Below are 22,081 nucleotides of genomic sequence, written 5' to 3'. Positions count from 1 at the left end.
ATATTGCTATAAATTTCTGTCTTTTTCGATATAAATTAATCTTCAGGTGAAAAAATTGCGATATATCTTGCTAAAACCTCATCCAAAACATCTGCGTGCAAGGATTCTAAAAACCGCGCGTGTCTAGCTTCAAAATCTAAAGCTCTAGATTGATCACAACGCACAATACCTGTAGTTTTCCCACCAATAAGCTCTACAGCGAAACCCATATTTCGTGCAAAGTTTCCACCAGAAGTAATAGGCAAAACAATCGGCATTTTAGTAATAAGATTAAATGACTTAGGTGAAATAACAAATACAGGTCGCTTACCTTGTTGTTCATGTCCAAGTGTTGGATCTAATGAAATCAAATAAATATCGCCTTGATTCATTAGATTTCTTCTCGCCCAACTGCTTTTACATCATGCCACGCATCTTGCTCTAATGCTAAAGCTTGATGCTCTTGCAGCAAGTCAGCCAATTTATAAGATGGCTTCGCTTTAGGTTCGACCACTAACTTACCATTCACAATGCTCAGAGAAACTTCCTTTCCCGCATCTAAACCTAAACTTTTTAATAATGTAGGCGGTACGGCAAGCATGACCGAACCACCTACTTTTCTCAAGTTTGTATGAATCATACCCACCTCAATATTATATAAATATATAACTTTATTATGCGCCAAAATGAGATGAAGTCAATTCATAGTAAGATGAGTGAAAATAGACATCTGGTATACATCTCAATCTTTCCTTTGAAAGATATATACAAAAGAAATATCAAAATGAATATTAAAAAATAATCTTAATAATTCAATCAATTATCCACCACACCAAATTTCTTAAAAATTCGTGCACGGCGTTTAGGCTGAATATTGGCTTTGTTTAAATTGCCTTGATAATGTTCAAATACACGTTTATCCATAATTTTAAACCACAAAGGTGGAATCATGGCAGGCAGCAACATGCTGGCATAACCGCTTGGTAATTCAGGCGCTTCATCAAAATGTCGCAAAGCCTGAAATGGTCGGGTTGGATAAGCATGATGATCGGAATGACGTTGTAATTGATACAAAAACAAATTGGTCACAATATTGTTATTATTCCAGCTGTGTTCAGGCATAGTGCGCTCATATTTGCCATGCGCATCTTTTTGTCTAAGCAAGCCATAATGTTCTATATAATTAATTATTTCAAACAGGCTAATGCCATAAAAAGCCTGTGTCGCCAAATACGGAATGATCCCAGTACCAAAACGCGCCAACAATGCAGCATGAAATGCCGCACTCATGCCCCAGCCTTGTAATAATTCATTGTCTTTCGACCAAAAACTTTTGCCTTTACGTTTTAAACGCTGAGTTTCAATTTGCAGTGCAGACTTAAACGAACCTTTTACCGTGCGGGGCCAAAACTCATAAAATGTTTCTCCCATACGTGAAGATGCAGGGTCTTCAGGTGTCGCAGCACGTTTATGATGCCCATACGGATGCTCAACCCGAAAATGGTTATATCCTGTTGGTGCTAAAGCCAAATGTGACAGTAAGTGATCTATTTTTGAAGATTTATGGCTGAGTTCATGCGCAGTATTGACAGCAATACCATTCACCATCCCCATGGAAATACCCAGAAAAATTTTATCGACTAACGAGGTTTGTGGCCGTCCAACCAAATAAGCTGCATAAATATTGGCGGCATATTGCAAAGGAATAAAACTTTTCACCAAACGCGAATAATACCGATCTTCCTCAAGTCGTTTCACATCTTCATTGCTTGGGTTATTGGCATCTTGACCAATTAAAGTATCAATTGTTGGAATAATCACATGCAATAATAAAGGGCCACCTAGAGCAAAAACTTTTTTCGCAGGCTTCGGAGCGAATTGATAACCCGCCAAAATCCCCATCCCCAATACAGGTAAAAATGGGCTGATCAACCATAAATAACGCTTTTTATCGAGTTGAGCCGCGCTTTTATAAGGAACATCCTGTTCCATCTCTTTAAGCAAATGAAGTGGTGCGTTCATCTTATTTTCTTCCTTCTACGCTGTTCTACCTATATATTTGAGGAAAGACACGAGAATGAACAGTTGCAGACGTCCAAAAAAGCTATGCAAAAGTCTTTGGCGCAAAAATGCGCTATATTGTCCTGAAATCACAGGTTTATTTTTTATAATGATTTATGCTTAAAATATGGATGCTTTAAGTAAAATTTTTGATGATATACATCTGCACCAATCAGAATATATCTATTTAAATCCTCAAGGAGATTGGTCATTTCAATATCGTGACCAAGGGGCAATGCTGGCTTATGTAGTACTACAAGGCTCGCTGCATATCCATTTATCTGCACAGACACACCTTCACATTGATGCAGGTGATATTGTCCTGATTCCATCGGGTTGCAGTCATTACGCAAGTGCAACTGCAGACACTCACTGGACAGAACACTTTGATATTTCGGATTTATTTCAAATTCAGTCACAGCAGTCAATAAATTTTGGCACGATAAATCACACACAAGCTGAAGACGCATTTATTTTGGTGATTCAATGCCACATGGACACCACCATGGCAAAACCGCTTTTAAGTGCCCTACCCGAATATCTGCATATTCCGCATATCATGTGCAGCACAGCGCCCGAGTGGTTACAAATTGGCTTGCAATTTTTAGCGGTGGAAAGTCATCAAATCCGACCGGGACGGGATAAAATATTAGATCACTTGGTCAGTATTTTACTGATTGAATGTGTGCGTGATTATATTTTTCAGCTTGATGACTCAAATAACTGGCTCGGCGCTTTGGCACATCCTGAACTTTCCAATGCGCCCGCAGCTATTCATGGTCAACCCGAAAAAGCATGGACGGTAGAAAGTTTGGCAGAACAATGTTGCATGTCACGTTCTAAATTTGCCAATTTGTTTAATCAGGTGATTGGTGAGCCGCCTTTGGCATACTTACAACAACATCGGCTACGCTTGGCATCGCATTATTTACAGCAAGGACAATTGTCGATTCAACAAATTGCCCATCGTGTCGGTTATTCTTCCGAAACCGCCTTTAGCCAAACTTTTAAAAAGCAATTCGAGCTAACACCTAGCCAGTATCGGCAGCAGTTTCAAAACAACAATGCAATCACGAAATGAACAGTTTAACGATCTAAAATCGCCAAAATTGCTTGTGCAGGGTCTTCGCTGTTATCGGACAATAATTGCTTATGCATAGTGATATGTTGCATCACTTGAATTTGTGCAGTTTCGATATAAATTAACTTTTCAATTTCTGCTGCCAAACGCTCTGGTGTTGCATCATCCTGAATTAATTCCTGAATCACCTTTTTACCTGCAATAATATTTGGCAATGAATAATAAGGAATTTTCACCAACAGTTTCGCAATCCAGTACGTAATGCGATTGAGCTTATAAAACGTAACCATTGGACGATGTAATAGCATCGCTTCTAACGTCGCCGTGCCTGAAGCCAGTGCAATCATATCGGACGCATTCATTACCTGACGACCAATTTTGGATTCTGTGCCACGATTTTCCATCAATTGCACTTTGTCTTGTAATGCACTCGGATAAGACTGCAGTAACGCTTCAATTTGTTGTTTACGTGCATCATTAATTGCAGGAATTAAAAACTTAAACTGCGGATATTTTTGCGTCAAAATATAAGCCGCATCTAAAACTAACGGCCCTAAACGCTCAATTTCACCACGTCGGCTACCAGGCAATAACGCAATATGTTGTTGCTGTTGGTCTAAACCCAATTCTTGTTTTGCTGCAGCAATTGGATTTTCCAACGGCAACTGACTCGCCAAAGGATGTCCGACAAAGGCTGCAGGCACATCCCATTTTTTAAAAAAGGCTTTTTCAAACGGAAATAAACACAGTACCAAATCTATACTGGCTTTAATGCCATGTACCCGACCTTGTCGCCATGCCCATACCGAAGGACTGACATATTGCACGGTTTTAATCGGCAAGTTTTTCTGTTTTAAACTTTTGGCAAGACGTAAATTAAAATCAGGCGCATCAACTCCGACAAAGACATCGACGGGATGTTGAGTCCACTTTTCGACCAAACCATCCCGTACTGCAAAGAGTTTTTTCAAATCTTTCAGCACTTCAACAATGCCCATTACCGATAAAATATCCATCGGATAATAACTTTTAAAACCTTCCGCAATCATTTGTGGGCCACCAATGCCTTCAAACTCTGCATCAATGCCTTGCTCACGAAAACGTCGCATGAGTTGTGCCCCTAAAGTATCACCCGATACTTCTCCCACAACGATACCTATTTTAAGTTTCCGATTTTGCAAGCGTTTTGTCCTCTAAATTTTAATGGATATGAATTTTCGCATTTTAGCATAGCCACTGTATTTTGTAAGAAACAGAAAGTAAGCCGTGGCTTGAATCTGCGATCTTTTGCACTGATTTTCCACATTGACTATATCTGTTTTAAGAATAAGTAAATCATTAATCAAGACAACAGCTTATTGCCAAAAGTCATAATATATTCACGATTTTTGACTTCGGCATATCTTCATGGTTGGTCCTTTAGAGTTTATTTTGGCAGGTGTATTGGTCGGCTTCTGCGTGGGTGTGACTGGCGTAGGTGGCGGTTCACTGATGACTCCCATTCTGATCAGCTTGTTTAAAATTGAACCGCATATCGCAATTGGAACAGACCTACTTTATGCCGCCATTTCAAAATTCTGCGGCTCATTGGTTCATGCCAAAAAAATGAATATTGTATGGCCCATTGTCATTTGGCTTGCGGTGGGCAGTATCCCTGCTTCATTTGCGACCCACTGGGTTTTAGAGAATTATTTAAGCCAATCTACCCATTACAAAATGGTACTGACCGTGGTACTGGGCTTTATGTTGACCTTAACTGGCATCTCAATTGTGTTTCGCAGTCAAATTGAAACGTTTTTTAATAAATACCATAAACAAGAATTGCCCGATATGACCCAAGACCTTGAAAAGGTCAAACTACAGGCTGCAGATAAGCGTGCCCTCATTGTAATTATGGGAGTTGTACTGGGTGTATTTGTCACACTTTCTTCAGTGGGTGCAGGTGCTTTTGGCATCATGGCATTGGTACTGATGTTCCCGAATCTACCGATGATTCGTATTATCGGTTCAGATGTCGTACATGCAGTCTTACTCACCCTAGTTGCAGGTTTAGGTCACATGAGTTCAGGTAATGTCGATTTTCACCTATTGGTTTGGCTGTTGGTTGGCTCGATTCCTGCAATTGTGGTGGGAACTTTAGTCAGTTCACGTTTACCTGAAAAAGTGATTCGTAAAGTTTTAGGTATTACCTTATTTATTATCGGGATTAACTTTATGGTCAATCCTGTGAAATCAAAACCTATCAGCACACTAGAAACTGCAACAGCAGTTTCTGAGGCACAAGCCAGCCAATAATGAATGCTTTATCTGACAGGATTTTGCTAAAACAGACCGTTTAATTTATCTACCCGATTCATCACTTATTTTTTAAAGAAGTATTCATCTTTTTATAACAAAATACAGTGAAATTCATGTTATATTCAGACTATTAAACAATCTTTTGTATGATCAAACCAGTGACGGCAATGAATACTTTACAGTCTAATCCTCTTACACAATCAGACATCGATGACGTGAATATTGAAAGTATTCAGCCACTCGTGACTCCTGCAGAATTAAAAACTGAGTTACCTTTGACTGAAAATGCTTATCAAACCGTTCTTCGTGGTCGTGAAACAATCCGCAATATTTTAGATGGTAAAGACAAGCGTCTATTTGTGGTGATTGGTCCATGTTCTATTCATGACCCTGCTGCTGCACATGAATATGCAGATCGTTTAAAAGTATTAAGCGAAAAAGTAAAAGATTCTCTTTATATTGTGATGCGTGTTTATTTTGAAAAACCACGTACTACAGTGGGCTGGAAAGGCTTAATTAACGATCCAGACATGAATGACTCTTTTAACATTGAAAAAGGCTTGCGTCTTGGTCGTAAACTTTTACTTGAGTTAAATGAAAAAGGTTTGCCATGTGCGACTGAAGCACTTGATCCAAACTCTCCGCAGTATTATCAAGATTTAATTTCTTGGTCTGCAATTGGTGCACGCACTACAGAAAGCCAAACGCACCGTGAAATGTCATCTGGTCTTTCTTCTCCAGTCGGCTTTAAAAATGGTACAGATGGCGGCTTAACAGTTGCTACCAATGCCATGCAGTCGGTAAAACACGGTCACAGCTTCTTGGGTCTTAATGATCAAGGTCAGGTTTCAGTAATTCGTACTAGCGGCAACCCGTATGCACACGTGGTTTTACGTGGTGGTAATGGCAAGCCTAACTACGATGCAGGCTCTGTTGCAGATGCTGAAAATGCATTAAACAAAGCCAAAGTCAGCACCAAAATCATGATTGACACCAGCCATGCTAACTCAAACAAAGACCCATTCTTACAGCCATTGGTATTAAAAAATATCACTGAGCAAATTTTAGATGGCAATAAGTCTATTGTTGGGATTATGGTCGAAAGTCACCTGAAAGGTGGTCGTCAAGATATTCCTGAAAACTTATGCGATTTAGAGTATGGTAAGTCTGTGACTGACGGTTGTATCGACTGGGATACCACTGAAAAAGCATTGCTTGAAATGCATGAAGCATTAAAAGACGTTTTAGTGAATCGTTAAGATTTAAAAACGCCATCTTCATGATGGCGTTTCTATTTGTAGCATAGGAAATTCTGCGCGCATGAATGACATTGAAACCCAACTTAGCCAAATTAAAAATTTCCAGTTCATTCATGAGCGTTTGTTTTCTTCAGGTCAGCCTACGGCTGAAGAATTAAAACAAATTAAAGAATATGGTATTGGCACTGTCATTAATTTGGCTGAAAGTGATGCGGAACACGCCCTTCCCCATGAAGACAAAATTTGTCTGGATGTTGGACTAAACTATATTCAACTGCCAATTTCATGGGAAACACCATCCTCTGATCAATGTTTATTATTGCTCGATTTGGTCAATCATTTATTAGAAAGCCAAATGGTGTGGGTACATTGCAGCAATAACAACCACGTCAGTAGTTTAATGTATTTGTATCGTCAATATTTTATGGATGTGGATATTGCAACGGCTCAAGACTTTTTACATGATATCTGGAAACCCAATGAAACTTGGACAGGCTTAATTCACGCCGTTTCTTTGCAATTACAAGGTCGTAAAGCCACGCAAGATTTACAACAAGCTTTAGAATCTGCTGAACTTTCTTAATTCAGCAGATTGTATAGATAAAATTCTAACGCGATTATTTTGTATGAGAAATCAATACAATCGCTGTTGCTAAAATACCTTCCTGACGCCCAGTAAAACCTAATTTTTCAGTGGTTGTCGCTTTGATACTGATTTGTGTGACCTCTACATCCAATACATCAGCGACACTTTGGCGCATTTCTAGCGTATGCGGTGCAAGTTTAGGACGTTCGCACGCCACAGTAATATCGGCGTTATTCAGTTTATAGCCACGGTCTAAAATGAGTTGATAAACCTGTTTAAGCAATACCCGACTATCTGCACCTTTATAATTTAGATCGGTATCTGGAAAATGCTGCCCAATATCCCCCAGCGCCAAAGCACCTAATAATGCATCGCATAGTGCATGCAGCACTACATCACCATCTGAGTGTGCTTTTAAACCTTGTGTATGAGGAATTTGAACACCTGCAAGCGTCACAAAATCTCCTGCTTCAAAGGCATGAACATCTAATCCTTGTCCAATACGAATCTGTGCAACCATGTTCAACTCCTGTAGAAATAAATCATTGAAATCTTGTATTCATACTTTCGATTTCGCTATATTAGACCTAGCGCAACATAGTGAAAGTATAAGCGATCATGCTGTTGAAATCTGAGATTCATCTTATCAAAAACTTAAGTACACTGCTGTTATTTGGCTGTCTATATTCATCTTTCTCTTATGCACAAGGGATTGATTGTAGATCTACACCCAATAAAAAGTTGGCGCAGGTGTGCACAGAAAATTTCTCAGAATTGCGTGAAAAATTAAGTGATCAACATTTAACAGCTTATTTGATGAGTGATGCGCCTATTCGCTTGTTAGAAGATACTCAGCAATTGTGGATCCAACGCTTACAGCAATGCAAAAGCTTAAATTGTTATACTCAGCAATTTGATTTTAGAATTGATCAACTGAATTTTTTCACTTCAATGAATCAAAGCATGACTCAACATTATTTAAAATATGAAAATGGTCAATTTGCTGCACAACCCGTACATTTACAAATTCATCAACTCAATAAAAACAGCATTAAAATTGAAGGTATTGCTTATCGCAATCCAAATAACCGCCTTGAAAGCCAAAGTATTGCCTTTTTAGCTTATACAACACCTGATCAAAAAAACAAAATCATCGACAATGAGCACGATTGCAGTTATGAGTTTAATTATTCTAAAGCAATCTTAAAAATTCAAACCAAACAAAAAGGTTGTGAACGCTTTGCGGGCATCTATCGTTTATACGATTAATGCTGAACAATAGATTGTATTAGACAGATTAAATGAGCAACCACAACACAATTGGCAAAGTTAATGCGGCGAATACGGTTTGCAAGCTAATAATTGAAGCCATTAAACGACTATCTCCCCCTAAAACTTGTGTAAGTACATAAGCTGCCGATGCAGTAGGTAAAGCAAAAAACAAGACTAAAATTTGCGACTCCAACACTGGAACATTTAAGCTCTGACAAATTAGCCAAGCCAAAGCAGGCATAAATAACAAACGCCCGAACACATTCAATGCCAATGCGAATACATCTCGTTGCAAGCCATTAAATTGTAATGCTGCGCCCACACACATTAATCCCAAAGGCAAACTGCATAACGCTATTTGACGAATAAAATGCGCTGCACCTTCCCACAAGCTCAAACCTGATAAATTAAATAGACCGCCAACAATACACCCTAAAATTAATGGATTTTTCATTAATGACCATAAGATTTGCTTTGCCTGTAAAGTCTTAGTATCGCTTAAAGCCAGCACAGATAAAACATTCACCAATGGAATGCAGAACACCAAAATAATCGCAAACAGCGCCATGCCCTGCACCTGAAACAATGCTGCGACCAAAGCCAAACCGATATACGTATTGAAACGTACCATGCTTTGCATATACACCCCAAAACGGACTGCGGGTGTTTTGAAATAGCCGCGCAAGGCATATAACAGACAACTTACTAAAGCCACAATAATCCCTACGACCGACAAAATCTGTGCGATTGATTTCGCTTCAATGTTTGCTGTAGCGAGGTTTAAAAACAACATGCTAGGAAACAAAATATAGTAATTTAACTTTTCTGCACCCTTCCAAAATGGCTCATCCAACATACGTGATTGCTTAAGCAGATAACCCATTGCAATTAAGGCAATCAAAGGGAAAAGTGCAATAAAAATTAAATGGGTCATGGGGTGCTCTGTGTTACTGTTATGCTGTTCTTTTTAAATTATTGCTTAATAAATAAAGTAAATTTACTGGATATTATAAGGATTGTTTTGTGTTTATCCTAATTGCTTAGGCTTTTTAAAACCACAAAAAGAGAAAAAGATGATAATAGCAAAACTCACCTACATCATCTTTCAGATGGATTCTGTATTAACGATGAGTATGGATAGACATCACAATCCCCATACTCGCCAACATGGAAATAACAGCCGTTCCACCATAACTCATCAGCGGCAATGGGTCACCCGTTACAGGTAAAATACCACTCACCATCCCTGAGTTTAGAAATACAAAGAAAAAGAAAGTCAGACCAACCGTGCCTGCATACAAACGTCCAAAATTATGGAAACAATTCATCCCAATCATCAAACAACGTAAAATAATGGCAGCAAACAAACTGAACAGTAAAAATACGCCAATAAAACCAAATTCTTCGGCATAGGTCGACATAATAAAGTCAGTATGATGTTCAGGCAGATAACCCAAATGTGATTGCGTTCCTTCTAAATAACCTTTACCTGTAAAGCCGCCTGAACCAATGGCAATTTTAGATTGAATAATATTCCAGCCTGCCCCCAAGGCATCCGACTCTGGGTCAAATAAGGTTAGTACCCTTTTCTTTTGGTACTCCTGCAAAAAGAACATCCAAAGCAATGGTGCTGCGAGCGCCAATGCAGTGATTGCTCCTAAGATTAATCGCCATGACATGCCACTTAAAAATAGCGCAAAGACACCAGGAATAATCAAACCAATGTTTAAATCGGGTTGCAATGCCACCAAGACAAAAGGAATCATCATAATCACTAAAGCGACAATGATATGGATCAATTTAGGCGGGAAAGCACGACGCGAAAAATACCACGCCATCATCAATGGCATGGCAAATTTCATAAATTCACTGGGTTGCATACTGCCAATACCCGGCAAGCTGATCCAGCGTTTTGCCCCCATACGGGTTTCACCAATGACCAAAACCAAAGCCAGCATGATGACTGCAAAGATATAAAAATATGGACTGGCAGCTTGATATACCTTAGGCGGAATTTGCGCCAAAATAATCATGGCGATAAAACCAATGCCAAAACTGGTTGCTTGACGCAGCACCATCCCCATATCTTGCGCGGTGGCACTATATACCACCATTAAACCCAGAATCGCATTTAAAATCAGAAAACACAGCAACCATGGATCTAAATGTAATTTAGTCCAGCGTGAGGAATCATTTTTAATGCTTCTACCATCACGTAATGAGTGACGTAAAAAACGATACTGCTGCGATGGATTCATGCGACTCAAAGGTATTTAAAATAGACAGGATGGACAATTATAGAAGCAAAGCGGCACAGAGTGAATCATTAAAGCTTAATCGTTGAAGATTCAAGTTTAACGCGGTGTTAATTACACTAGATTTTTATCATCCATGTTGTTGTGAGGCTAAAATTAAACGTGCCAGCTCTAAATCATCGGGATAGGTGATTTTAATATTATCCGAACGACCGTGCACAACATTTACAATTTGCCCTGCTGCTTCTAAAGCACTGGCCTCATCGGTAATCGTCAATTGCTGTTTTAATGCAGATTCAATGGCTGTTTTAAGCACATCAAGTTTAGCAATTTGCGGAGTTTGCGCTTGCCAAAGTTGGTCACGGCTTACCGTGGTTTCAACTTTTGTGCCTTGGCTTACCTTTTTTAAAGTATCACGCACTGGAATAGCCAAAATTGCACTTTGATCTGTTGCCAGTGCAGTCTGATACAACTGTTCAAGGCAAGCAGCTGTCACACAAGGACGCGCTGCATCATGCACCAAAACCCAGTCATCTGCATGGGCGATTTCAGATAAATAATGCAATGCACTTAAGACTGAATCCACTCGCTCTGCACCACCTACGCAAAAATGTGCTTTTTCTTTTTGTGCCAAGTTTAGGTTTTGCGCTACATCATCTGCTTGACCAATCGCCAAAACATAACCCGCTAAAGGCAAGTGATTTAAACGTGCGATGCTGTGCGCTAAGACTGTTTGATCTTGAATATACTGATATTGTTTAAGTTCAGTTCTAGAAAAACGACTACCAGAACCCGCTGCGGGAATAACCGCCCAAAGTTTAGGGTGTCGGGGCGGTTGCTGCTGCAAGTTGTTGTGATTCATTGGTGCGTAAATCTACTGTGGAATTCGGTTGAATATAAATTGGTTTATATTGTGTGCTGATGGTGCTCATTTGCACAAAGGTTTCATGTGGCTTAATTAAGCCTAAATCTAAACGGGCATGCTCTTCAATGGCTTCTACCCCATTTTTTAAATCATAAACTTCTGCTGCAAGTACACGATTGCGCTCCTTCAGCTCTGTATTTAATTCTATTTGTTGTTGGATTTTTTCTGTCAGTGCAGCATGGTCACGATAACCACCTTCACCAAACCAGTGTAAATATTGCAACCCTGCGATCAAAAAGATCGCAAGGCCCAACAATGCTTTACTCGCTTTGGAGTCAAATACATTTAATAATGACATCTACTGATTTCGCTTAGTTCAAACCTTTGAACTCAGCTTTACCGCGATATGCAGCATTCGTCAATTCTTCAATACGAAGTAATTGGTTATATTTTGCTACACGGTCAGAACGGCACAGTGAACCAGTCTTGATTTGACCTGCTGCTGTACCTACTGCAAGATCCGCAATTGTAGAATCTTCAGTTTCACCTGAACGGTGTGAAATAACAGTTGTGTAACCATTGGCTTTCGCAAGGTAAATTGCATCAAGCGTTTCAGTCAAAGTACCAATTTGGTTGTACTTGATCAGGATTGAGTTACCTACTTTTTCATCGATACCGCGTTGTAAGATTTTCGGGTTAGTAACGAACAAGTCATCACCGACCAATTGAATCTTGTCACCTAAGATCGAAGTGAGGTAAGACCAACCTTCCCAATCAGACTCATCTAAACCATCTTCAATTGAGATAATTGGATATTGATTTACAAGACCAGCTAAATAGTCAGAGAATTGGTTGCTTGTGAATGCTTTGTTGCCTTCACCTGCAAGAATGTACTGACCATTTTTGTAGAATTCTGAAGATGCACAGTCAAGCGCCAACATGATGTCAGAACCCGCTTTGTAGCCAGTCTTCTCAATAGCTTCAAGAATAACTGTGATTGCTTCTTCGTTAGAACGTAAGTTTGGCGCAAAACCACCTTCATCACCCACTGCTGTGTTTAAACCTTTTTGATTCAATACAGATTTTAATGAGTGGAAAATTTCTGCACCAGCACGTAATGCTTCAGAGAATGAAGTAAAGCCCACTGGCTCAATCATGAACTCTTGAATATCAACGTTGTTGTCTGCGTGTGAACCACCATTTAAGATGTTCATCATTGGTACAGGCATGGTTAAAATGCTGTTGTTACGAAGGTCTGCGATGTATTGGAAAAGAGGAATTTTCTTTTCATCAGCAGCAGCGCGCGCAGCAGCCAAAGACACGGCTAAAGTTGCGTTAGCACCTAATTTTTCTTTGTTTTCAGTACCATCAAGCGCAATCATGGTGTTGTCGATGTCTTTTTGTTCAAACACAGACTTACCAAGTAAAGCATCACGAATTAAAGTATTGACGTTATTTACCGCAGTTTTAACGCCTTTACCCAAGTAACGTGCTTTATCGCCATCACGAAGTTCTAGAGCTTCACGAGAACCAGTTGAAGCACCTGATGGTGCACATGCACGGCCAACTACGCCAGATGCTAAGATTACGTCTGCTTCGATGGTTGGGTTACCACGAGAGTCCAAAATTTCACGTGCACGAATGTCAACGATTTGGCTCATGAACAATTCCTCAGTTGATTAATAACGTGTGCTTTAGGCATCAATGAGTCTATAATTTAATATGGATCTAATTTAGTGTGTATCTAGCTTTTGGAAACCTTTTACCAAGGTATCCAATTCTTTAAGCTGTGCCAAGAACGGCTCAAGTTGTGATAGACGCAATGCACATGGGCCATCACACTTTGCCTGCTCTGGTTCAGGATGTGCTTCTAGGAATAAACCTGCCAAGCCAGTTGCCATACCTGCACGTGCCAAGGTGGTAATTTGTGCACGACGACCACCTGCCGAATCTGCACGACCACCCGGAGTTTGCAAAGCATGGGTTACATCAAAGAACACAGGTACATTCATTTCTTTCATGATGTCAAAGCCCAGCATATCGACAACCAAGTTGTTGTAACCAAATGCTGAACCACGCTCACAAAGAATCAATTTGTCATTCCCTGCTTCTAAACACTTATGCAAAATATGACGCATTTCGTGCGGCGCAAGGAATTGTGCTTTTTTGATGTTGATAATGGCTTGAGTTTTTGCCATCGCTTCAACCAAATCGGTTTGGCGACTTAAAAACGCAGGAAGCTGAATAATATCTGCCACTTCTGCCACAGGCGCAGCCTGATACGGCTCATGCACATCGGTAATAATTGGCACATTAAAATGCTTTTTAATGTCAGCCAGCCATTCAATACCTTTTTCTAAACCGGGACCACGAAATGAGTTCAGGCTAGAACGGTTGGCTTTGTCAAAACTGGCTTTGAATACATACGGGATATTTAAGCGTGTGCAAATATCCACATAAGTTTCAGCAATTTCAAATGCAAGGTCTTTAGACTCAAGTACATTCATGCCGCCAAACAATACAAATGGCAAATGATTCGCCATTTGTATATCACCCAAACGTACAATTTCTTGTGGTTTTAATTGTGACATTTCAACTTCCTAGTTTATCCCTAAAGCCATCTTATTTGGTTTTTTGATGCTGTTGTTTTGCCGCACCGATAAAGCCAGCAAACAATGGATGTCCATCACGTGGCGAGCTGGTAAATTCTGGGTGGAATTGTACCGCAATAAACCAAGGATGTTGCGGAATTTCAACAGTTTCAACCAAGTGCTGAATTGGTGAATAACCCGAAATTTTAAGACCTGCTTCTTCAAGCACAGGAATATAACGGTTATTCATTTCATAGCGATGGCGATGGCGCTCTACAATTTCTGCAGAACCATACACTTCACGAGTTTTGGTACCTTCAACCAATTCAGATTTTTGTGCACCTAAACGCATAGTGCCGCCCAAGTCAGAATCGACAGAACGCTGTTGAACTTCGCCGCGCTCATCTAACCATTCAGTAATCAAACCAATAAGTGGCGACTTAGTCGAACGGTTAAACTCTGTTGAACTTGCATCGGCAATACCTGCCACATTACGTGCATATTCAATCACAGCCAATTGCATACCCAAACAGATTCCCAAGAATGGGACACCGTTTTCACGTGCATATTTGATGGCTTGCATTTTACCTTCGGTACCGCGCTCACCAAAGCCGCCCGGAACTAAAATTGCATCGGCATCTTTAAGTACAGTATTAACGTCTTGGCTTTCAAGGTCTTCTGCATTGACATAGTCAATTTCAACTTTGACGCGGTTTTGAATACCCGCATGCAATAATGCTTCGTTTACAGATTTATAGGCATCTGGCAGTTCAACATATTTACCCACCATCGCCACACGAACGCTGTATTCAGGGTTCAATAATGCATCAACTACGTTATCCCAATCAGATAAATCTGCTTCTGGAAGATCATTGAAGCCAAAACGCTCACAAATTAAATCATCAACGTCTTGTTCATAGAATGTACGCGGAATTTGGTAGATGGTTTTGGCATCTTTACATACCACAACCGCACGTGCTTCTACGTTGGTAAATAACGCAATTTTACGGGTAGTGTCAGCATCAACATCATGTTCAGTACGGCAGATGAGAATATCTGGCTGAATACCGATAGATAACAATTCTTTAACTGAGTGTTGAGTTGGCTTGGTTTTTAACTCTGCCGCAGATTTGATATATGGCAATAAAGTTAAGTGCATGAGCATAGTACGCTTATGCCCTAATTCCACCATCAATTGACGTACAGATTCCATGAATGGGAGAGATTCAATGTCGCCTACTGTACCGCCAATTTCTACGATTGCGACATCGTAGCCTTCGCCAGCGCGAAGTACACGTTCTTTAATATTATCGGTAATGTGTGGAATCACCTGAACAGTACCGCCCAAGTAATCACCACGGCGCTCTTTGTTTAGAACGTCTTGATACACGCGACCAGATGTAAAGTTATTTAACTTGGTCATTTTCGCACGACGCAAGAAACGTTCGTAATAACCCAAATCTAAGTCAGTTTCGGCACCATCCTCTGTGACAAAAACTTCACCATGTTGGAAAGGACTCATTGTCCCTGGATCGACATTAATGTATGGATCCATTTTGACCATGGTTACTTTTAAACCACGGGCTTCTAAAAGTGCAGCAACTGAAGCAGCTGAAATACCTTTACCTAGTGATGAAACTACACCACCAGTCACGAAAATAAAATGGGTCATTGGGTTTCTCGTACAATCGAGCCTAAATCGGCCTGCAATGTTGCGCAATTTTACTTTACTCTGCACCAATAAAGCAAAGTCATTCCGCATCAATTCATAGAACAATAAACAATTGGTTATTCTATCAGCATTTCCTATAAAAAATTAGAACTTCTTGAGAGGATTTTCATCTGTCATTTTATTGCTATAATACGTCCGTCTATCCGATCTTTTATTTTGTGCAATTATGAATAAGAAACTTTTAATTTGTGGTGCAATTGCAACGGCGTTGTTATTAACTGCATGTGTAAAAAAAGAACAGCCAAAGCAAGATGAGCAAGAACAAGTAGAGGTTCAAACTGAACAAACTACTGAAACTGCTCAATTTGAACCACTAGAACCTGTTGAAAACATTCAAGATGCTGAACCAGAAGCGCCTGCACAGGTAGAAGTGGAGCGCACTGAAACAGCGAACACCACAACTGAAATCCGTCGTGAAACACCTGCACAACCTGCTGCTGCACCTGCGCCTGCGCCGAAAGCGGCAGCTCCTGTAGCAGAAGATAAACCAACTCAAGCACGTCCAAGCAATAACACAGGTGCTCAATCTGAAGATGATGCTGTTGCCGCTGCGATTGCTGCTGCAACCCCAGCACTTGAGAACTAAGTGCTCACTTAAAACTAAGCTTTAAGTTAAAGTCAGTTTTAAGGTGTAAGTTCTTATCTTAGATTTGAATTGACGTTAAAAAACCCAGTCATTGTGTACTGGGTTTTTTATTCATTTGGATGAGTCTTCGCTGAGATAACTCGTGAATACATTTGCAATACAGCTACCTATTTCTATATAGGTTTGTGCGCTTCACTTTAACTTGCCTGCAGCAACTGCGATTGCACTTTAAAATAATTAGAAATTAAACGCGATGCCCAAGATTTAGTAAAACCGACACCTTCATAAAAACCACAATGACTGCCTTTACGGGTCGTCACTACCATAATATTTGGCATTTTCCGTATGGTTTCTTTATAAGGATCAAAGTTTTTGATGTGGCACACTGGGTCATCTTCTGCATTTAAAACCATAAGCGGAATTTTGACATTCTCAAACACATAAATTGGGTTAATGGCTTGTGTGTAGCTGTCATAATCTTCAAAACCCGCCAATTCAAAATACGCCTTTTCAAACTCTGCCAATGTAGTCGCACTTAACACTTGCGATAAAGATTTTACGTTTTGCCAAATGTCCTGATGGGGCTGAATAAAAAACTGGAATAATTTTTTGGTCATCACTTTACTGTAAAAAGGATGCACATGCTGAAAGCCTAGTTCAGTGTTATATCCTGGGCACAGTGCAAACGCGGCTTTAATTGGGGTTTGCTCGCCTTCTTCGCCCAAATAGCGCACCAATAATCCTGTCCCTGCGGAAGAACCAACAGCATATAATTCAGATTGTGGAAATTGTTGCTGAATAAACACTATTTGTTCACGCAAATCATGCGTCGAACCAAACAGATTCATTTGTGGTACAGGCATAGGTAAATTGCCATGCCCACGACGTAAACATAAGGCAATACGCCACTGTGTCTGCTGATGTAAATCGCGCACCAACTCACGCATACTTTCCAAAGAACCTGTAATGGTATGCATTAAAACAATTGTGGGAGTATCTGCAGGTAAGTTATAACCCACCCAAGCAACTGCGGTGATACCGCCATCTTGCATAGTGAGTTGATCAACCCGATCATACTGCTGACGAATGGTTTTCTTTTTAATTAAATCAAAATATAAAAGATGCGCATGTGTATTGGACAGCCACGGTGTTGGACGGTATTTTTCTTTGAGCTGTGGTAAATAATCCAATACCCGACGGATTTCTCCATGTGGATGATAATACAACGTCGGTAAATCTGCGCCTGTGACCTGATCTAAAACCGCTTGTGTAATTTTCGCTATTTTTTGTAATGTAGACATCATTTTACTCCCAAGCAATACATGCACTTTCAAGCATGCCAACCCGAAACCGATTTCTATAAAACAACTTCATTGCCATACACACGCGGTATTTTATTTTTCGGTTGGCATAAAGGCAGCCATACGTTGTCCCATTTGCACAGCCAATGCCTCTAAACCACTTTTCGGGCGAATCATCACTTCAAAGTCCACAATTTGTCCTTGTGTATTGAATTGAATCATATCAATTCCTTTAAGTTTTTTATCTCCCACATTGGCGGAAAATTCAAGTACAACATTGCAACCATCTTCAGTATAAAACTCACGGTGATAAGTAAAGTTTTCAAAGACCTGAATTACATTGGTCAAAATAAAAAATACCACTTGTTTACCCGCATAAGGTTGGTACGCTACAGGTGAACGAAACACCACATCATCTGCCAGCAATTCACTCAAAATAGACATATCATGGTTTTGCAGCATTGTATGCCAACGCTGTACCGCTAATTTTGTTGTTTCCAAAGTCATGTTAAGTTCCTTTTTTTTGTTTTGATATTTCATTTCTATGCAGAGTCCCTGAGTGAGACTGAAGCACTGCTGCACTGGGCAGAAGCGATTATTAACTCTCTCCCCAGCCCCCTCCCAAAGGAGAGGGAGAAGGAATTACATTAAATTTTCGCTGCCAATTCAGCACCCTGACGAATTGCACGTTTGGCATCTAACTCGCCTGCTTCTTTCGCCCCACCAATTAAATGCACATTTTTGCCTGCTGCCTGTAATTGCTCATACATGGCGGTGTAAGACTCTTGCCCTGCACAAATCACCACATGATCAACTTCGAGCACTGTACTTTGACCATTGACGGTGATGTGCAAGCCTTGATCATCAATCAGGTCATAACTTGCCCCTGCAATCATTTTAACGTCACGGTTTTTTAAACCTGTACGATGAATCCAGCCTGTTGTTTTACCCAAGCCAGCACCCACGGATGATGCTTTACGTTGCAATAAATAAATTTCACGTGGCGATTCTTCAACTTTTGCTGCTTTTAAACCACCGACATGCGCATAATTGGTATCAATTCCCCATTCATCGTAGAATTTTTCAGGGTTTAAACTGCCACTTTCACCTTCATGGCTTAAATATTCCGCAGTATCAAAACCAATACCGCCTGCACCAATAATTGCGACACGTTGCCCTACAGGTTTACGCTCTTTCAGCACCTCAATATATGACAATACTTTAGGATGATCGATGCCTGGAATATCAAGCTGGCGTGGTGTTACCCCTGTTGCCACTACAATTTCATCAAATGAAGAATTTTCTAGTTGCTCAAAAGTCGCAGAATGATTCAGTTGTAATTTAATATTCGGTTGCAGCTCAATTTGACGCTTGAAATAGCGCAAAGTTTCATAAAACTCTTCTTTGCCCGGAATGGTTTTGGCAATATTGAATTGTCCACCAATTTGGTTAGATGCTTCAAAAATGGTGACCTGATGACCTCGTTCTGCAGCATAGGTCGCAAAGCTTAAACCCGCAGGCCCAGCGCCAATCACCGCAATATTTTTAGTTTGAGTTGCTTCTTTAAAAATCAGTTCTGTTTCATGGCAAGCACGTGGATTAACCAAACACGAAGCAATTTTCATAGAGAAAATATGGTCTAAACAGGCTTGATTACAACCGATACACGTGTTGATTTCATCACTGCGACCTTGTTCTGCTTTTTGCACAAAGAACGCATCGGCTAACATTGGACGTGCCATAGACACCATATCGGCATGTCCTGCTGCCAATACGTATTCTGCCATTTCTGGGGTATTAATACGGTTTGAGGTAATTAAAGGCACTTTGACTAAGCCTTTTAGTTTTTCTGTGACCCATGTAAAGGCTGCACGCGGTACTTTTGTGGCAATGGTTGGAATACGTGCTTCATGCCAGCCAATTCCAGTATTGATAATAGTCGCACCTGCCTTTTCAATAGCTTGTGCCAACTGCACCACTTCTTCAAAGCTTGAACCGCCTTCGACTAAATCCAGCATCGACAAACGATAAATAATAATGAAGTTTTCACCGACTTCGGCGCGGGTACGTTTTACGATTTCAATTGGAAAACGGATACGGTTTTCATAACTGCCGCCCCATTCATCATCACGGTGGTTGGTACGTGCAGCAATAAATTCGTTAATTAAATACCCTTCCGAGCCCATGATTTCGACACCATCATAACCTGCGTATTGTGCCAATTTGGCACAGTTCACAAAGTCTGCAATGGTTTGCTGCACTTCTGCCGAAGTTAAAGCATGTGGTTTACTTGGGTTAATCGGTGCCTGAATTGCTGACGGTGCGACAATATCGGGCTGATAGGAATAACGTCCCGTATGTAAAATCTGTAAAGCAATTTTTCCGCCTGCATCATGCACAGCCTGAGTCACCACTTTATGTTTTTCTGCTTCTTGACGAGTATCAAGTTTATTGCCGCCCGCAAAGGTTAAGCCTGCATCATTCGGTGAAATACCACCTGTTACAATCAGCCCAACGCCACCTTTGGCACGCTCTGCATAAAAAGCCGCCATACGTTCGTATCCACCCGGTGCTTCTTCTAGTCCAACGTGCATTGAACCCATTAAGACCCGATTTTTTAAAGTGGTAAAGCCTAAATCTAAAGGCGCAAGTAAATGTGGATAGTCAGACATAGAATCTCCCTGCTGGCAAAAATGCTGGCTGTTTTATGCTTAATGCAACTTGTTGCATACTTTTATATTCTAGATTTAATTTTTATGCAACATGTTGCATAATTAAAGCTGAAAAAAATAAAGTTGCTCTGTTTATGTCGCTCGCTCACGTTTTATTGACCAGTTTAATTGAAAAACCCAGTAACGGTATTGAATTGGCACGCCGTTTTGACCGCTCTATGGGGTTTTTCTGGAATGCGACCCATCAACAAATTTATCGCGAACTAAATACCATGCTGAAAAAAGGTTGGATTTCAACCTTAGAAGATGAAGATTCTAGCAGTCGTAGCAAAACCTATCAGGTAGAAGCTTTGGGGCGGCATGAACTGGCAAACTGGATGGTCGAGCAAAGCCCGCCTGCACAATTACGCGAAGAACTTATGGTACGTTTACGTGCCGAAGCCCAACTTGGCGGCAACAGCGTCTTACCCGAACTAGAACGACATTTGCTGCTTCACAAAGCCAAGTTGCACACCTATCAACAGATTTTTGCCAAAGACTTTAGTCAAGCACCTGCGAACAACCGTACCCTGTATATTCATAAAATGATTTTGCAGCTAGGGATAGATCAGGAAATTGGCTGGATTGAATGGCTAGAAAATGTGATTCCTGAACTGAAAAAGTTTGATGCCGAAGCCTCATCTTAAAAGTATATTTTTAAGTAATAGCAACCACATCAATGTGAAATCAGGGTTGCTCACCATACAGAAATGATCAGGCTATGCTATAAAGAATAACGCATCTTTAATTACAACCATGCAAGGAAATGCTGATGCCTTTTTACCGCATGCCCGATGGCGAAGCTCTATTTGTACGTGAATTTGGTCAAGGTGAGCCTGTGGTTGTGCTTTCAGGTTTAGGCATGCACAGTTGGCAATGGTTGCCATTTCTGTATCAACATAAAAAGCAGTATCGTTTTATTATTCCAGACTGGCGTGGTTTTGGGGGTTCAAACCTGTGTGCCGTTCCAGAACTGGATGCTATTTCGAGCCATTGGCAAGATTTAAACAGTCTGCTTCAACAACAGAACCTGCAACAATTTAAACTGATTGGCTATTCCATGGGGGCAACCACTGCCATGCATGGCATGCAATATGGACAATTGGCTGCGCATTTAAGCAGTTATTTACAAATTGACCAAGCACCAAAAATTGGGGTAGATGAAAACTGGCCTTATGGCTTATTTGGCAATCAACATCAACAATTTAAACAGTTATTGATTCATCTGTCCGAGTTTTTACATGATCACGCGCAATATACTGATATTCAACAAATGGATGTGTTGCAGCGTAAAAACTTAGTCGAACTTTGGCTAGAATTTATAGAATTACAAGCCAGCAATAAAATCAGTCCGTTTTTATTTAAACTGGCCGTCAAAAGAGGTGGTTCCACTTGTTTGAACAACTAAAAGCGTATTTATAAGTGATATTCCGCTCTAGTTAAGCCACCTTGTTTTGTTGGGGTAGCTGATCATAGTAAAACTCATTTGGTGTCATTTTGTCTA

General features: G+C 40.3%; 22 protein-coding genes and 1 pseudogene. 8 read left to right on the top strand and 15 right to left on the bottom strand.

The genetic code is table 11. The features are described 5' to 3' along the window. Positions 1–35 precede the first annotated feature (35 nt). The 3 genes from FTV52_RS10105 to FTV52_RS10095 form a co-directional block, all read right to left on the bottom strand. Positions 36–371 (bottom strand): type II toxin-antitoxin system PemK/MazF family toxin, encoded by a 336-nt coding sequence (locus tag FTV52_RS10105; protein WP_179990758.1) that lies wholly within the window; start codon positions 369–371, stop codon positions 36–38. Further along, entirely contained in the window at positions 371–619 is a 249-nt protein-coding gene (locus FTV52_RS10100; RefSeq protein ID WP_004973383.1) for an AbrB/MazE/SpoVT family DNA-binding domain-containing protein, read from the bottom strand. Before FTV52_RS10100 ends, FTV52_RS10105 begins: the two co-directional genes overlap by 1 nt. A gap of 176 nt (positions 620–795) precedes the next feature. After that, entirely contained in the window at positions 796–2,001 is a 1,206-nt protein-coding gene (locus FTV52_RS10095; RefSeq protein WP_004973378.1) for an alkane 1-monooxygenase, read from the bottom strand. 166 nt (positions 2,002–2,167) lie between these two features. On the opposite strand from FTV52_RS10095, the gene FTV52_RS10090 reads away from it, so the two are divergent. Continuing rightward, entirely contained in the window at positions 2,168–3,121 is a 954-nt protein-coding gene (locus tag FTV52_RS10090) for an AraC family transcriptional regulator (RefSeq protein ID WP_179990757.1), read from the top strand. A 5-nt stretch (positions 3,122–3,126) separates the two neighbouring features. On the opposite strand, the gene lpxB is transcribed toward FTV52_RS10090, so the two are convergent. Beyond that, on the bottom strand, positions 3,127–4,302 hold the full coding sequence (lpxB, locus tag FTV52_RS10085; RefSeq protein WP_004973375.1) for a lipid-A-disaccharide synthase: 1,176 nt from the start codon (positions 4,300–4,302) through the stop codon (positions 3,127–3,129). A 226-nt stretch (positions 4,303–4,528) separates the two neighbouring features. Between lpxB and FTV52_RS10080 the strand changes: the two genes are divergently transcribed. From FTV52_RS10080 to FTV52_RS10070, 3 genes are all read left to right on the top strand, one after another. Continuing rightward, positions 4,529–5,416, top strand: coding sequence for a sulfite exporter TauE/SafE family protein (locus tag FTV52_RS10080; RefSeq protein WP_179990756.1), 888 nt, complete (start codon positions 4,529–4,531; stop codon positions 5,414–5,416). A gap of 170 nt (positions 5,417–5,586) precedes the next feature. Continuing rightward, positions 5,587–6,678: a 3-deoxy-7-phosphoheptulonate synthase gene (locus FTV52_RS10075; RefSeq protein WP_042068745.1), complete on the top strand. Its 1,092-nt coding sequence runs from the start codon at positions 5,587–5,589 to the stop codon at positions 6,676–6,678. Between the two features lie 61 nt (positions 6,679–6,739). Continuing rightward, positions 6,740–7,261 carry a protein tyrosine phosphatase family protein gene (locus FTV52_RS10070; protein WP_004973370.1) on the top strand — a complete coding sequence of 174 codons (522 nt, stop codon included), beginning with the start codon at positions 6,740–6,742 and terminating at the stop codon, positions 7,259–7,261. A 34-nt stretch (positions 7,262–7,295) separates the two neighbouring features. Here FTV52_RS10070 and ispF read toward each other — a convergent pair whose 3' ends face one another. Continuing rightward, positions 7,296–7,784: a 2-C-methyl-D-erythritol 2,4-cyclodiphosphate synthase gene (gene ispF / locus FTV52_RS10065; protein ID WP_179990755.1), complete on the bottom strand. Its 489-nt coding sequence runs from the start codon at positions 7,782–7,784 to the stop codon at positions 7,296–7,298. 98 nt (positions 7,785–7,882) lie between these two features. On the opposite strand from ispF, the gene FTV52_RS10060 reads away from it, so the two are divergent. Beyond that, positions 7,883–8,533, top strand: coding sequence for a hypothetical protein (locus FTV52_RS10060; protein WP_004973366.1), 651 nt, complete (start codon positions 7,883–7,885; stop codon positions 8,531–8,533). 28 nt (positions 8,534–8,561) lie between these two features. Here FTV52_RS10060 and FTV52_RS10055 read toward each other — a convergent pair whose 3' ends face one another. The 7 genes from FTV52_RS10055 to FTV52_RS10025 all read right to left on the bottom strand — a co-directional run bounded on the left by FTV52_RS10055 (position 8,562) and on the right by FTV52_RS10025 (position 15,919). Next, positions 8,562–9,470 (bottom strand): AEC family transporter, encoded by a 909-nt coding sequence (locus FTV52_RS10055; RefSeq protein ID WP_154320714.1) that lies wholly within the window; start codon positions 9,468–9,470, stop codon positions 8,562–8,564. A 187-nt stretch (positions 9,471–9,657) separates the two neighbouring features. Then, entirely contained in the window at positions 9,658–10,794 is a 1,137-nt protein-coding gene (rodA, locus tag FTV52_RS10050) for a rod shape-determining protein RodA (protein WP_154320713.1), read from the bottom strand. Positions 10,795–10,921: 127 nt separating this feature from the next. Then, complete coding sequence (gene ispD / locus FTV52_RS10045; protein ID WP_179990754.1) at positions 10,922–11,653, bottom strand: 2-C-methyl-D-erythritol 4-phosphate cytidylyltransferase; 732 nt, start codon at positions 11,651–11,653, stop codon at positions 10,922–10,924. Further along, entirely contained in the window at positions 11,610–12,014 is a 405-nt protein-coding gene (locus FTV52_RS10040; protein ID WP_154320711.1) for a septum formation initiator family protein, read from the bottom strand. The genes ispD and FTV52_RS10040 overlap by 44 nt, the downstream gene beginning before the upstream one ends. A gap of 13 nt (positions 12,015–12,027) precedes the next feature. Next, entirely contained in the window at positions 12,028–13,317 is a 1,290-nt protein-coding gene (gene eno / locus FTV52_RS10035) for a phosphopyruvate hydratase (RefSeq protein ID WP_004973347.1), read from the bottom strand. 72 nt (positions 13,318–13,389) lie between these two features. Next, positions 13,390–14,247 carry a 3-deoxy-8-phosphooctulonate synthase gene (gene kdsA / locus FTV52_RS10030; protein WP_004973345.1) on the bottom strand — a complete coding sequence of 286 codons (858 nt, stop codon included), beginning with the start codon at positions 14,245–14,247 and terminating at the stop codon, positions 13,390–13,392. Between the two features lie 31 nt (positions 14,248–14,278). Next, a complete protein-coding gene (locus tag FTV52_RS10025; RefSeq protein ID WP_004973343.1) occupies positions 14,279–15,919 on the bottom strand; it encodes a CTP synthase in 1,641 nt (546 codons plus the stop codon). A 226-nt stretch (positions 15,920–16,145) separates the two neighbouring features. Here FTV52_RS10025 and FTV52_RS10020 point away from each other — a divergent pair, with 226 nt between their 5' ends. Continuing rightward, complete coding sequence (locus FTV52_RS10020; RefSeq protein ID WP_004973341.1) at positions 16,146–16,565, top strand: hypothetical protein; 420 nt, start codon at positions 16,146–16,148, stop codon at positions 16,563–16,565. Between the two features lie 197 nt (positions 16,566–16,762). Here FTV52_RS10020 and FTV52_RS10015 read toward each other — a convergent pair whose 3' ends face one another. The 3 genes from FTV52_RS10015 to FTV52_RS10005 all read right to left on the bottom strand — a co-directional run bounded on the left by FTV52_RS10015 (position 16,763) and on the right by FTV52_RS10005 (position 20,538). Next, positions 16,763–17,869 carry a YheT family hydrolase gene (locus FTV52_RS10015; protein WP_179990753.1) on the bottom strand — a complete coding sequence of 369 codons (1,107 nt, stop codon included), beginning with the start codon at positions 17,867–17,869 and terminating at the stop codon, positions 16,763–16,765. A gap of 90 nt (positions 17,870–17,959) precedes the next feature. Beyond that, a complete protein-coding gene (locus tag FTV52_RS10010) occupies positions 17,960–18,373 on the bottom strand; it encodes a nuclear transport factor 2 family protein (protein WP_004973337.1) in 414 nt (137 codons plus the stop codon). A gap of 140 nt (positions 18,374–18,513) precedes the next feature. After that, entirely contained in the window at positions 18,514–20,538 is a 2,025-nt protein-coding gene (locus FTV52_RS10005) for an NADPH-dependent 2,4-dienoyl-CoA reductase (RefSeq protein ID WP_179990752.1), read from the bottom strand. A 134-nt stretch (positions 20,539–20,672) separates the two neighbouring features. On the opposite strand from FTV52_RS10005, the gene FTV52_RS10000 reads away from it, so the two are divergent. After that, positions 20,673–21,224 carry a PadR family transcriptional regulator gene (locus FTV52_RS10000; protein ID WP_004973333.1) on the top strand — a complete coding sequence of 184 codons (552 nt, stop codon included), beginning with the start codon at positions 20,673–20,675 and terminating at the stop codon, positions 21,222–21,224. A gap of 125 nt (positions 21,225–21,349) precedes the next feature. After that, positions 21,350–21,958, top strand: a pseudogene (locus tag FTV52_RS09995) (alpha/beta fold hydrolase); the annotation flags it as partial. Positions 21,959–22,081: the final 123 nt, after the last annotated feature.

Source organism: Acinetobacter sp. YH1901141 (genome assembly GCF_013416935.1).
GTDB lineage: Bacteria > Pseudomonadota > Gammaproteobacteria > Pseudomonadales > Moraxellaceae > Acinetobacter > Acinetobacter towneri.
This window is presented reverse-complemented; position numbering and strand designations above follow the sequence as displayed.